This is a genomic window from Marivirga tractuosa DSM 4126 (genome assembly GCF_000183425.1).
GTDB classification, from domain to species: Bacteria; Bacteroidota; Bacteroidia; order Cytophagales; family Cyclobacteriaceae; genus Marivirga; species Marivirga tractuosa.
On record NC_014759.1, the window covers coordinates 530,116 to 545,183 of the forward strand.

A 15,068-nucleotide genomic window follows, 5' to 3' on the forward strand; every position below is an offset into this window, starting at 1 on the left:
TCAAGCAACATAGTTGCGATTTGCATTTCGCGACCTAGTCTATTTCTTATGCTCGTTTAATGTTTACTATTTACTATTCGCAAAATTAAACAATTTATATCATTTAGGGATAGTAAAATAAAATATTGAGCCGTTTTCTTTTTCAGATTTGACCCAAATTTCCCCTCCCCAAGACTTCACATGTTTCTTGGCAATGGGCAAGCCAACTCCCATACCTTCATATTCGTTTCGATTATGTAGTTGTTGAAATATGAGAAATATTTTATCGAAAAATTTAGGATCAATTCCAATGCCATTGTCTTTGATGGAAAAACACCATTCATCTCTATTTTCTATCGCTTCGATTTCTATCTGAGGTGCAATTCCTTCCTTTGAGTATTTAATGGCATTATCTAATAATGAGTGAAGTACCTGAGCCATTGCTACTTTATTGGCACTTAAGGTTGGCAGTTCCCCTGAGACAATAGTTACTGATTTTTCAGAGATAACACTTGCTCTTAAGTCTATAAAATCTGAGACTATTTGATTCACATCAACCATTTCAAGATCTTCAGTTGTTCTGCCTGCTCTTGAATAATCCAACAAATTCAGGATAATCTGCTTCATCCGCATTGCCCCTTCTGAAGCAAAATGGATATATTGGAGTGCCTTTTCATCCAATTGACCTCGGTAATTAGCGTTCAATTTATTCATAAAACTAGATACCAACCTTAAAGGCTCCTGCAGGTCGTGGGATGCCACAAATACATATTCCTCAAGTTCAGCATTCTTAAGCTGTAATGCATCCTGACTTTTCTCAAGTTCATTCCTTAGTCTGTTCTGCTCATTGATATGGTTTTCCAGTCCACTGAAAATTTTAGGAATGAGCGCTGAAGACAAGTAGCAAACGAAAATAACATTAGAACTAACGGCAACCCATTCATTGACAGAACTCATATCAACATTATATTCAAAATCCAGCAACTCGAAATGTATGGTAAGACCAAACATTACCGATATTAACAAAACGAGATGGCTCCACCAATAAGCATATTTATTGTCAAAGATAATGATAGAGAAAACACAAGCTGCATAGAAATAAATCAAAACTGAACCTGAAGAAGGTGAGGTAAAAACATTTAACATGGTGGCAAAAGCATATACGGTTAAAGAAAAAATTAATTTCCTCACCTTTACTTTAACGCTAGGGGCAAATGCAATAAAAAGCATCAGCCCAATAGTGATAAAATGCAGTATTGTTATATACTCTTTATTTTCAAATGTGATTAAAAACAAAGACGGGATTAACGCAATGAAACAAAGGGGCAACACAAAAATCATGGTGGTGGAAAACAGTGTGTTTCTCCAATAATTTACACTGTCTCCAGATTCTTCATTGCTTAGAGAACAGTTCCTTCTAATAGTATCCTTATATTTTTGCCAAATATTTCTCATCAAGCTTTTGGTATGGTAAAATAGAATGTAGAACCTTCTCCTATAGTTGATTCGATTCGAATAGTTCCTCCCCACGATTCTACATGTTTCTTAGCAATGGCCAAACCTATACCAGAACCGGAGAATTCATCTCTGTTGTGAAGCCTTTGAAAAATAATGAAGATCTTTTCAAAAAACTTAGGTTCAATTCCTATTCCGTTGTCTTCCACTTTAAATTGCCAAAAACCGTCAAGATCTTCGGCATCAATTTTTATAATTGGATGTACTCCCTTTCTTGAATATTTAATGGCATTATCAAGTAAGCAATGGATCGTTTGGGTCAAGGGTGCTGGATAAGATTTTACGGTAGGTAAATTATAAACCTCAAGCCTAACATTTTTTTCGCTGATTGCCTTTTTTCTTAATATTTTGTAGTCATCTACAATTTTTTTCGTGCTGACCTTCACTTGAGACATATTCAATTTCCCAGCCCTAGAGTAATCCAATAAGTCCAATATGATCGTTTTCATACGCTTAGCTCCATCAGTAGCAAAACCAATATATTGAAGTGCTTTATCATCTAGCTGATCTTCATATTTTCTCTTTAATAAATCCATGAAACTAGTTACCATTCTTAAAGGCTCCTGTAAATCATGAGAAGCTATATAAGCAAATTGCTCCAACTCCTGATTAGTCAATTCTAATTCATGAGTATGTTTTTTTAGAGAATCATTCAGTTCAATCAATTGCTTTTCAAAATTCTTCCTTTCAGTGATATCCGTCATGGCGCCTATCATTCTTATCGCTTCTCCTTGCTGATTTCTCACTATTAAAGCACGATCTCTTACATAAACTATTTCGTCTTTATTATTAAAAATGCGGTATTGCATTTCCCAGCGCTTGCAAGAAGAATCTTGTAGGGCTGACTGTAAACTCTCTTGCACATTTTTCATATCTTCCTGATGGAAGCTGTCTCGCCAGAATTCTTTTTCTTCTAACCTTTTAACAGTGCCTTCACCAAAGAAACGGTCGATGGCATCAGACCTATAAAAGCTGTCACTTAAAATATCCCAATCCCAGATGGCGTCTGATGTTGCTTCGGTAACTTTTTCAAATCTTTCATTGGCTTGAACTAGACGAAGATCAGCTTCCTTCTTGAATGTCACATCTTTGAAATAGATCGATAAACCCTCTGGAGAAGGATATGCAGATACAGTAAACCATTTATTAACTGTAGGATAATACTCCTCAAACTCTACGTCTTCGCCAGTCTCCATTGCTTTATGATAGTGGCGATAGAAATCAGAATCAATGGCATCAGCATATACATCCCATAAATTCTTCCCTACAATTTCCTCACGCTTTCTACCCAATACGTTTTCTGCTTCTTTATTCCAATAAGTAATCTCCCAATTTCTATCTACGGCAAAGAATGCATCACCTATACTTTCCAGTATATTATTCTTTTCTTGTAATGCAAGCTCAACTTGTTCTTTTGCAATTTTTTCCTTGGTAATGTCCCAATTGGTACCTACCATGCGAATTGCTTTTCCGTTTTTATCTCTTTCGATCAAGCCATTGGCTTGGAGATAATGTATAGAATTATCTTTCCAAATGATACGGAAATTGCTATCAAATTCAGACACTCCATCTATAGCATTTTGGACATCTTTGTTTGCTTGTTGAATATCATCAGGATGCACCATTACTTCAAAAGCCTCGTATGCACCTTTAAATTCAGAAGGATTTATATTGAAGATTTCGTACATTTTGTCATCCCATATCAATTTATTTCGTACAATATCCCAATCCCATATTCCTATACTAGCAGCCTCAGTAGCTAATTGAAGACGCTCAGTTACTGATTTCAATTCTTGTTCTGCAAATTTTTGTTCCGTTATATCCTGAATTGCGCCATATAGCCTTCTTGCTTTTCCGCCTATTACATCAACTTTACCAGAAGTCTTCACCCAAATTTTATTACCCTTTGCCGTGATAAATGGTAGTTCCAAATTATAGGGCGTATGGTTTTCTATGGCTTCTGTAACTGCTTTATTAATAATGGGCTGTGCTTCCTTCGCATAAAAATGGATACCTTTTTCTACTTTGGGAGCCTTGCCCGGAGGCAGCTCATAGATTTGGAAAGTTTGATCTGAAAAATAGGGTGTCATGGTCTTTAAATTTAAATCCCAGCCACCGATTTTCCCCATTTTTGAGACCTGCTCTAATAACTCCTCGTTTTTGGTTTCTGCTGTAATATCTAAAATTACCGAGTTGAACACGACTGTGCCATCAGTCAAATAAGCAGGTGAACCGTAACCTAAATGAGTTTTCAATTCTCCGTTAGGCATCACATACTTCCACTGGGCCGACCACTTTGATTTGCTTGTAACAGACTCATGAATACTATTTTGTACATATTCCATATCACCCCCCAATAGAATTTGATTCCAGACCAATTGATTATTATCCATTACTTCATCAGATGCAAATCCCCAAATCTCTTGTGCGCCTTTGGTTATAGCTTTTAAAGCATCTGTACCATCGGCATAAAGATGATATTGAAAAACCACCCCCGGTAGATTGTCCGCTAGGGTTTGTAATCGGCTTTCAGCTTCTTTACGATCGGTGATATCTTCACAAATTGTTACCGTTTTAAGGGGCTTCCCTTTTTCATCTCTAATGAAGGCTACGTGTAGACGGACCCAAACAATAGTCCCGTCTTTTTTTAGATAACGCTTTTCATTTCTATATTCCCCTTCTCCATGAGCTGCTTTACTGAATAATTCCCAATCCTTCTTCCTGTCATCTGGGTGCGTAAATTCCACAAAAGACATATTCAAGAGCTCATCAATGGTATAACCAGTGATAACTTCGTAATAGGAATTAGCTAAGCTGATTTTTCCTGTTAAAGGATCAACTTGTGCTATTCCCAAGGTAGCAATATCAAAAATAGTCCTGAACTTTTCTTCACTTCTAACTACTCCCAATTCTGCTTCCTTGCGATCAGTGATATCCTGAAAACTGCCAATCAACTTAACGCATTTTCCTTGAATGTACTCGGGACTAGCTATTACCCTGATCCATCGTTCTTTCTTGCTTCTAGAAACAATAATGGCTTCATAATCTAAATAAACTCCTTCATTGATACTTTTATAAATTTGATCTTTAACATATGATTTATGGTCTTCATTATAAAAGTCAATAGCTCTTTCGATAGTTGGCTCAAAAGAATTTGGGTCCGTCTCGTGTAAATGGTGCACCTTTTCCGACCAAAATAGATCGTCTTCAATCAGGTCATATTCCCAGCTTCCAACTTTGGCCAGATCACTTGCTTGCCTATTAAGCTGGCTCAATTTTTTCTCTTGGGTAATATCTTTAGCAGAACAATAAATCAACCCTTCATTGATGTTTACTTTGCAATACCAACTCAACCACAATATTTCACCTGATTTTGTCAAAAAGCGTACTTCAAATCCAAAGTTTCTCTCACCTGCTTCTAGACGCCCCAATTCTTTATAGGCGATATGCAAGTCATTCGGGTGAATAAATTTCTCAAATCCCTGATATAAGATCTCTTCTTCTTCATAGCCTAAAAGCTCACAACCTGCTTGGTTAATGCGCAAGAATCTGCCTTCAAAATCTCCTACGCTCACGATATCAGGAATTGCCTCATATAAATGGCTTAATTCATTTTCTAGCCTTTTACGGTTGATTTCTGATCCTATAAAATGTTCAAGTTCTTCAAAAAGCTGGACGTATGTTTTCAAATAATTCGCTTTGTTCTGAGTCCCTATCAGCAGCACTCCTACAATCTGATCATTGAAGCGTAGAGGAATGCCCAATGCAGTTTGAATTCCCGCCTTTTCTGCAGCCTTTTGCCGAACAAATTCAGATTTCTTGCTAATACCCTTCCAAAGCAATGTAGATTTTTTAGCCCATACATTACCCGATAGTCCTTCTCCAGGTTTGAAAGACCTTACATTTTCACAGGAGTCATAAAAATTTTTTGCCTGAGTAGAGGTAGCAATTTTTGCACTTAATTGAACAAGTGTATTTTCAATATTAGGCAGCCATAATTCCACAAAGTCAAACTGACCATACTCACACATGGTTTTGCATAAGGCTTTTGAAGCAGAAAACAGGTCACTTTCAGAGGAAAAATCCAAACTGATATCCGCCAATAATTCTTTTTGGAGTTCCTTCTGCTTTTGCTCTGTTACATCCTGACAAACCACTAGCATACATTGACGACCGTTGAAATCAACCTTGTGTCCGTTGACTTCCATTTGGATAAGAGTACCATCCTTTTTTTTATGGGTAAATATGCCGATATAGATATTTCCTTCTACTCTTTTTGTATTTAGAAGGGCCTTGATAAGCTTGGGAACTTCTTCTGGCGGTCGTAGGTCTTTTATAGTAAGTGCAAGGAATTCTTTTTGTGAATATCCATAGTGGTCAAGTGCTGCCTGATTAACATCAAAAATCCGAAGATCTTCCAGATCATAAACCCATGACGGGAGCGGGTTGAAATAGAAAAAATTACTATAATCAGGCTTTTTCATGATAAAATGGCAATTAATTCTGAAGTATTATCAAATATGTATATCTAATCAATGGTACCACAGATCAGTTGGAACTTTTAGTTCCTAAAATTTAAAATACGAAGTTTCAAGCAAAAATCTAAAATGTTTAAAGAACTTAAAATATACAGGCAGGAAATAATCATTATTTATGAAATATGACGTATTGAAAGTTTAAAGATATACTGGAGAGCCAGAATAAAAGCTTGACGGTATTAAAATTTGCCTCTAAATATTCTGAATTAAAAGCTCAAAAATAACTTGAACCTGCAAATAAGATTGATATCTTCTAACAACGATTAATAAATTTGATTTGCTTGCATTGCCAGCGTGTACTCAGTGAACACCTTAAAATATAAATCAAAAAAACCGGACACAATTAGTCCGGCCTTTCTGATTAATCAAAATAAGCATTACCACATACTTATGCCTGCTTTGTTGTAGTCAAACAACCTAATACCCAATACAACTTCGTGCGAGCCACTATTATATTGAGAAACTTCTCCCCATTTGTATTCAAAAGCATACCCTATTTTGTATTTTTCTTTAAAATGAATACCTAACATGCTAACCAAAGTATTGTCATTTCTGTACGAAAGTCCAGCCCAAAGATTTCCTTGGTATTGAGAACGAACTCCCAATTCATAAAAAGTTGGCCTTGCTTGATCAATCCTAATAAATGTATTGGGAATGATGTCAAAGTCCTGGTTGATTTGGAATCGATAACCTCCCATGATATGATGCCTCCCTCTACTGATATTATTATTGGTGTCTTCATTCCCTCTTAATTGCAATTCAGAGGCTTCCATTAAACTATAGGAAATATAATAATCAGACGAGTACAAAGAAATCCCAATATTGGTGTGTAAAAACGTGTTGGAATAACCGTTTTCCATCACCGATTGGTAAGTTTCGTCTGTTGACTCATCTTTCACCCATAAATCTGATAAATCAATTTTATTGTTGTAGAAACTTGGTGATAAACCCAGTGAAAAATAGGTCTCATTAAAAACTGGCACATGAACAGCATAAGTAAATGAAACTTCAGTTTGTCTGTAGTAGCCTTGATTTTGCAGAATGACAAAACCTCCAACACCATGCTTTAGGGATTGTGCAAAATCACTTCTCTCTTTATCTCCATCAAACTTAATGGTACTGTAAGCACTTACATAATTGGTTTGAGGTGCTTGTTGAAAACCAACCCATTGTTGACGGAAACCTGCATTAATATCCAGAAAGTCATTTACCCCCGCCAATGACGGATTGTATGCTGGTAAATTTTGAATATATTGGCCCAAAAGCGGGTTAGTTTGTGCCTTTATCAAACCAATTGATAAAGCATGTATTATGATTATTATGATGATCTTTTTCATATCCTTATTTTTTTATCTCTACTATTGATTTATGGATTATTTAATGATCATTACACTGCCTTTGTAAACTTTTCCAGTGTTGTCATTAAGCTGAATGATGTAGTAATAATTACCAATAGACATTAATTTTCCATTGTAGTAACCATCCCATTGTCGCGTATATCCAGTATTTCTGAATACTTCGATGCCATCACTGTTATAAATTCTGATGGTACTATTTGGATAATTACCCATTCTGTCAATTTCCCAGGTATCATTACTTCCGTCACCATTAGGTGTGAAAGCAGTTGGAATACTTAGTTCGACCTCCATATCAGCCGAAACAGTGATATTGAAACTAGCTTCAAATGCGTTTCCTCCACTATCTTCTGTTCTTACTAGAATTTTAAGCGAGCTATTATAGTCAAAATCTAAATTTTTAGTGGTGAATAATTCATCCCCAACAATTTCAAAGTAATCGTTGTCATCATGACCTTCTCCACTAACCAATTTATATGTGAAATGATCGATCAGGTCCGCATCATCCGTTGTAAAATATCCTACCGCTGTTCCGCTTTGATCCGCTTCATTTAGTTGCTTATTACTTAAGCTTAAAGATGTTGGTAGGTTATCATTCACATTTTGAATTGTAATATCAATCTCTCTGACGTCACTAGTGTTAGTACCATCCGAAACAGTAATACCCAAAGTGAACTGACTAATTGTTTCATAATCTAGCGCATCGGAATTATTTATTACAAGCAAACCAGAATTCTCATTTATGTTAAAGGCATTCTGATCATTGCCTGAAATAATTGCCCACTCAGTCAATTCAGTATTTCCGTCTAAATCACTAGCTGTAATAATCCCCAACTCAGTACCATTAGGTTTATTTTCTGGAATTGAAAAGCTAATATTATCCTCGATTGTAGGCGCTACATCGTTCAAATCAGTTAATTGAATGGTAATCTCTGTTTCCCGGCTTTCTAATTCACCATCTGTTACTTTCATAGTCAAAGTAAAACCAACTCTAGTCTCAAAATCCAAGGCAGCGCTATTTTTCACACTCAAGACACCCGTAGTTTGGTCTACTTTGAATGCTTCATCTGTATTGCCGCCCAATATTTCCCAGTTCCCAAGTACCGTAGCAGCATCTTGATCTGCAGCCAATATCTGACCAACAGAAGTGCCGTTTGATAAATTCTCATCAATCGTGAAGCTTTGATTTTCTGCAATTTCAGGTGCATTATCATTGATATTCAAAATATTGATTGTTACTCCCGCACTAAATTCATGCATCCCATCACTCGCTATTACTTCCACCATGAATTGCGTCTTCTTTTCTGCATCTAGCAAAGCAGAATCCAATACTTTGATAATTCCATTGCTCGAATCAATTTCAAAAGCCTCTTCACCTTCTTCGTTGGTCAAACTCCAGATAAGTTGGGTCATACCATCAGCATCTATGGCTTCAACAGTACCTACTAAGCTGTTTTTCACTGAATTCTCATTTATGCTGAAAATTTGATTAGCTGCTATAACTGGTACATTATCATTCAAGTTATTGATATTAACTAGCACATCATTTGTTGCTGAAGTGTTTGCACCATCCTGAACAGTTACAGTCAAGGTATAAGCACCTACTGCTTCATAATCCAAGTCTGTAGTTTTTACTGAAATCTCTCCTGTATTCGCATCAATTTGGAATGCTTCGTTTGTATTTCCAGCAGTGATGGTCCAGTTTTCATAGGTAGTCGCTCCGTCTGCATCGCTTACTGAAAGAATACCTACTATAGTGTTTTGAACACTGTTTTCATCAATATCGAAGGACTGATTTGTTGCGATTACTGGTGCATTGTCGTTTAGATTGTTAATATCAATTGTTAAATCAACAGATGCAGAAGTGTTTGCTTCGTCTTCAACTGTTAAAGTTAAAGTATAAGCACCTACTGCTTCATAATCCAAATCAGTAGTCTTTACTGAGATTTCCCCTGTATTTGCATCAATTTGGAATGCTTCGTTCGTATTTCCTGCTGTAATAGTCCAATTCTCATAAGTGGTTGCACCGTCTGCATCGCTTACTGCAACAAAACCTACTACTGCATTTTGCGCACTGTTCTCATCAATATCGAATGACTGATTAGCTGCAATCACTGGAGCATTGTCATTTAGATTATTGATATCGATTGTAACATCTAACTCATCGGAAGTATTGGCTCCATCTTCTACTTTTACTGTTAAAGTGTAGGCTGCCACTGCTTCAAAGTCTAAGTCTTCGGTTTTTATAGAGATCTCTCCTGAATTAGCATCAATCTGGAAAGCCTCATTGGTATTTCCAGCTGTTATCGCCCAGTTCTGATAAGTAGTAGCACCATCTGCATCGCTTACTGCAACAGTACCTACTGCTGCATTTTGCGCACTGTTTTCATCAATATTGAATGACTGATTCGCAGCGATTACAGGTGCATTGTCATTCAGATTGTTGATGGTTATGGTCAAGTCAACGGCTGAAGAAGTGTTAGCTCCATCTTGAACAGTTACAGTCAAAGTATAAGCACCTACTGCTTCATAGTCCAAGTCTGTAGTCTTTACTGAAATCTCTCCTGAATTGGCATCGATCTGAAATGCTTCGTTCGTATTTCCTGCTGTTATCGCCCAGTTCTGATAAGTAGTAGCACCATCTGCATCGCTTACTGCAACAGTACCTACTACTGTACTTTGAGAACTATTCTCATTAATATTGAATGATTGATTCGCAGCGATTACAGGTGCATTGTCATTCAGATTGTTGATGGCTATGGTCAAATCAACAGCGGAAGAAGTATTCGCTCCATCTTCAACACTTACAGTCAAAGTATAAGAACCTACTGCTTCATAGTCCAAATCAGTCGTTTGTACTGAAATCTCTCCAGTATTCGCATCGATCTGGAATGCTTCGTTTGTATTTCCGGCAGTGATAGCCCAGTTTTCAAAAGTGGTTGCACCGTCTGCATCGCTTACTGAAACGCTACCCACTACAGTATTTTGAGCACTGTTCTCATCTATATCAAAGGACTGATTTGCTGCAATTATTGGTGCATTATCATTTAGGTTGTTAACATCAATTGTCAAATCAACCGCAGAGGAAGTGTTCGCTCCATCTTGAACTGTCAAAGTTAAAGTATATGCATCTACAGTTTCATAGTCCAAATCAGTAGTTTGTACCGAAATCTCTCCTGTATTCGCATCAATCTGGAATGCTTCGTTCGTATTTCCATCCGTGATGCTCCAGTTTTCATAAGTAGTACTGCCATCTGCATCACTTACGGAAACACTGCCGACTACTGTGTTTTGACCACTATTTTCATCAGTATCGAAGGACTGATTTGTTGCGATTACTGGTGCATTGTCGTTTAGATTGTTAACATCAATGGTTAAATCAACAGATGCAGAAGCGTTTGCTCCGTCTTCAACTGTTAAAGTTAAAGTATAAGCACCTACTGCTTCATAATCCAAATCAGTAGTATTTACCAAAATCTCGCCAGTAGCAGCATCTATTTGGAAAGCCTCGTTGGTGTTTCCAGCAGTGATTGTCCAATTCCCATAAGTAGTTGCACCATCAGCATCACTTACTTCAACTATACCTACTACTGTACTTTGAGAACTATTCTCATTAATATTGAATGATTGATTTGCAGCAATTACTGGAGCATTGTCATTCAAATTATTGATAGTGATTGTCAAATCAACTGATGCTGAAGTGTTGGCTCCATCCTGAACTGTTACAGTTAAAGTATAAGCACCTACTGCTTCAAAGTCCAAGTCAGTAGTTTGTACTGAAATCTCTCCTGTATTCGCATTGATTTGGAATGCTTCGTTTGTATTTCCTGCCGTGATGGTCCAATTCTCATAAGTCGTGGCTCCGTCTGCATCGCTCACTGAAATAGTACCTACTACTGTGTTTTGAGTACTGTTCTCATCAATACTGAATGATTGGTCTGCAGCGATTACTGGCGCATTATCGTTAAGGTTATTTACGCCAATTACTAAAGCTTTTTCAAAACTTGCTCCATATTCATCTTCAGCACTAATTCTGACTGATAAACTGGACTTATTTTCATAATCTAAAATGCTTGCCGTAACTAATTTACTATCTACAATAGAAAACAAATTATTATCAGTATCACCATCACCATTTATCAATGTAAAACTAATATCCATTCCCTCCTCAATTCCACTTAATTCTAGTAAAAACAAGACAGTACCTGATGCACTATTTTCGTCAATACTGTTTACAGACATAGTGAGATCTGCCTCTTGATTGAATGAAATAACTCGGCTATGCTGAATAGTAGGTGAAACTTCATTATCGTAACCTCCATATTCTACAACAAAACCATTTAGAGAATATCCGCCCGGTAGATCATTCCACTTACCATTCTGAGTGGAATATAATTGCATATAATGCTCTCCAGAAGAATTATTAGGTTCATTAGGATTCCAATTCATAAGAGCACCATCCACTGCTACGGGCGAACCATTGCCACTTGAAATGGCCGTTCCCTTTTCAGGCCCTGTCACCCAGTACCAATTTCCTTCGGCACTTGCTTGATTTGCATAAAGGATAGATCCAGCAGCAGCATTGATATAGTTGTAGTCATCTGAACCACCAACCCATCCATCGCTTGCCAATTTCTCTTCAATGAAATCATTTTCTTCTTGAGAATTAACAGTTGCTAAATAACCTTGCATACCTAAAAATGTCATACCCTCAGCAGCTGTTTTCGCTTGAGCCCATGTTTTATTACCTGTTATGTATTGATAGAAATGATCCTTTCCATCCACTTTAAGGCTAATACCGTTCTCTAAAATGAAAGAGATTGTTCGATCATCGGTATTTGAAGATGTTGAAGAAAACATCACATTTCTAAATATCTCTTGCCATACTGCTGTGCTTGCGGTACCTGTGAAATTCAAACTACCGCTATTCGTATCGAAGCTAGCTGATATTCCTGATGGCAATTCAATACCTGTTTTAAGCTGATCACCTTGTTGATATCCTGCATCAATATAAACTTTTGGATTTGTTATTTCCCCACTACCTGCAATGGTGATTGTCTGATCAACTTTGCTATTAATAGCATAAAGACTACTTTTTGAATTGCTCGAACCTGCAACTTCATAAGGAAATTCCACAGTTACCGTGAGCTTCGCTCTGCCAGATTCACATCCATTCACAGTTTGACTAACCCAATATTCCGTTACTCCTACATTATTCGTTTGAGGAGTGATTTCATGTACTATACCGGCACCACCTGTTGCTGCATCATAATATGTTAAATTTTGACCAGTAATGTGTGTACTTAAAGCTGAGGCAGTTTCTTCCAGAATGTAAGTAACATCCGTAGTTAGAGGTGCATTTACAAAATTGATGCTTAAAGTTGCATTTTCAGAAGTTGAAGAAGTATTACATGAGGTAGAATTGATAACACATCTGTATAAGTAACCATCCATTCCAACGGTTGCACCCGTGATATTCAATGTGCTACTTGTCACATTATTGTAAATGTCATCATTTGCTAAATCCACAAATCCTGACCCTTCATTTACTTGCCATTGATAAGATAATCCTCCACCGGTTGCAGTCACACTAAAAGCTGTATTTTCTAAATCGCAGATGGTAGAATTGGAAGGCTGTGATTGAATTTCTGGATCATAACTCAAATCCTGAAAATCCTTTATGCCATCTTCATCACAATCGGGGTCTACAGTATTCTCACTATCAGTTACTCCATCATTATTAGAATCAAGATCTCGGTAATCAGGGGTTCCATCTCCATCAGTATCTTTACTAGCATCTGAAGTCGCTATTTCATCTCCATTAGTAATACCATCTCCATCACAATCTAAGTCGGGATCTAAAGGCATCGCAGAAATTAAAGGCGAATAAACGTAAAAATACGTACCCGATACATTTTGTAAGTAATAAGTTCTTACATAATGATCTTTGAATTCGTTTGCAGGGTCCACATTTACCGTATAATTGAAGGCCTCGTTTTCGAAATCTGTTGCATTACCGTTCCATAATGATTGTTTCGTAACATCTGCATCATCAACTGAAGGTAACTCATTAGTCAAAGAATAAACCAATCCATATTCTTCTACACAAGTTTGAGTTAAACTTGCATCAATTTCTAAAGTCTCCCCACAAGTGCTTTGCGTGGTAAGAGAACCAATGAAATTGGTTGGTGTGTAATTTAAATCAAAAGGATTAGTATATCCTATGGGACTTTCAACCATAGATGATGTAGAGGTTGAAGATTTGTATACCCCAGGAGAAAGAGGCTTGATGGGAGCGACTAATGCTTCATACCAAGTACTTGAATAACTACCAGCGTCAATCGCAACATCTATTGAATAGTTTTTCCCAAAGTTTTTATTGCTGTTAAGCCAATTCAAAACTTCAGCTTGAGTAGCTGCATTATTTGCAAATCCATTAGCCGACATTGACTTGTCCGTGAGGTTAATCCAATTAGTAAATCTTTGAAAGTCGCCATTAGAAGTGGTAAATCCTGCAGCATTAGTATAGGCGTAAGTTTGTCCATTTACATTGAATACTCCGTCTTGATCATAGTCGATATAAAGACCAGCTCTAGCCGAACTAGAAATGGAGCCTGCACTTCCATTATTGTGATAATGAAATACGATAGCGTACCAGTGGCCACATCCATCATTGGCAATCCATACACCACCAGAATGGGCTTGCACGCCTACCCAAGAAAGGATTAGAATAATTGTGAATAGTAATTTGTTTTTCATGGTATAATTATTTTGATCACCACAAAAAACTAGATTATATCAATATATAATGTATGTGTTACCCCTAATTTTTTAAATAGGTAATATACTTATAAAAACCACTAAAACATCCTTTAAACGGCTTTAATAGACTTTAAATTCCAGTAAATATCTGAAATATTACGTCTAAAAACGATCCGCTATTTGTATTATATTAATGTTAGTCTAGATCAAATATCCATGTATATGAAAAAAGATACTACTTATCGTTAATCAATACTTAGGTATAAGATAAACTAATCCTTCAACATAGACATTGCACCCAATAGGTGGATTTACTATATAATTATCTTTAGTCGATAGGTTCAAAATGAAAATTCATGAACGCAAAATAGATTTAAGCTACCTCCCCCCTAACAATTAAAAATCTCACACCCACGCGGGGATGAACTTTAAAGCAAATGACTCTTTTATAAATCTAGGGTGAGCTTGAGGTCAGACTAAAGCTTTTAGAAAAACAAAATGCAGCATTGGAGAACCAATTAGCCATCAGCAATAAAAAGGCTGTTTTATTTATACTATCATCAATATAGATGAAGAATAGTTTAAGATACCCATCCGAAAAAAGGACTACATCGAACAATTGAAGGATACAAAATCAAACAAAAAAGCCCTAAATCATAAGATTTAAGGCTTTTTGAAGCTAATTAAATTAGCTAAGTGATCCGTTCAGGATTACACCTTAATTTTATAAGTTACTGTTTTACAGTTATTTACTTCCAATCTTGTTTTAATGGACACTAATTGGACACCAAAATAATATTCTAAATTGCTGTCTTTTAATGACTTAATTTCCACTACATACTGCCAAAGAACGTTTCTTTGTTATACTAAATATACACAAAAAAGGGCAAATTTTATGAATAAAAGGCGGGAAATTTCT

At 36.5% G+C, this 15,068-nt stretch carries 4 protein-coding genes; all 4 read right to left on the reverse strand.

The window, feature by feature from the left end; genetic code table 11:
• Window positions 1-99 precede the first annotated feature (99 nt).
• The 4 genes from FTRAC_RS19070 to FTRAC_RS19080 all read right to left on the reverse strand — a co-directional run bounded on the left by FTRAC_RS19070 (window position 100) and on the right by FTRAC_RS19080 (window position 14,146).
• A complete protein-coding gene (locus tag FTRAC_RS19070; RefSeq protein ID WP_013452564.1) occupies window positions 100-1,434 on the reverse strand; it encodes a sensor histidine kinase in 1,335 nt (444 codons plus the stop codon).
• Window positions 1,434-5,978: a PAS domain-containing protein gene (locus tag FTRAC_RS19075; protein WP_013452565.1), complete on the reverse strand. Its 4,545-nt coding sequence runs from the start codon at window positions 5,976-5,978 to the stop codon at window positions 1,434-1,436. Before FTRAC_RS19075 ends, FTRAC_RS19070 begins: the two co-directional genes overlap by 1 nt.
• A gap of 431 nt (window positions 5,979-6,409) precedes the next feature.
• Window positions 6,410-7,369, reverse strand: coding sequence for a PorP/SprF family type IX secretion system membrane protein (locus FTRAC_RS02055; RefSeq protein ID WP_013452566.1), 960 nt, complete (start codon window positions 7,367-7,369; stop codon window positions 6,410-6,412).
• Window positions 7,370-7,405: 36 nt separating this feature from the next.
• Complete coding sequence (locus FTRAC_RS19080) at window positions 7,406-14,146, reverse strand: cadherin domain-containing protein (protein WP_013452567.1); 6,741 nt, start codon at window positions 14,144-14,146, stop codon at window positions 7,406-7,408.
• Window positions 14,147-15,068: the final 922 nt, after the last annotated feature.

What these genes read in the sequence shown, in the direction of transcription:
- FTRAC_RS19070 (WP_013452564.1), bottom strand. Translation starts at nt 1,434, where the DNA reads ATGAGAAATATTTGGCAAAAATATAAGGATACTATTAGAAGGAACTGT.
- FTRAC_RS19075 (WP_013452565.1), bottom strand. Translation starts at nt 5,978, where the DNA reads ATGAAAAAGCCTGATTATAGTAATTTTTTCTATTTCAACCCGCTCCCG.
- FTRAC_RS02055 (WP_013452566.1), bottom strand. Translation starts at nt 7,369, where the DNA reads ATGAAAAAGATCATCATAATAATCATAATACATGCTTTATCAATTGGT.
- FTRAC_RS19080 (WP_013452567.1), bottom strand. Translation starts at nt 14,146, where the DNA reads ATGAAAAACAAATTACTATTCACAATTATTCTAATCCTTTCTTGGGTA.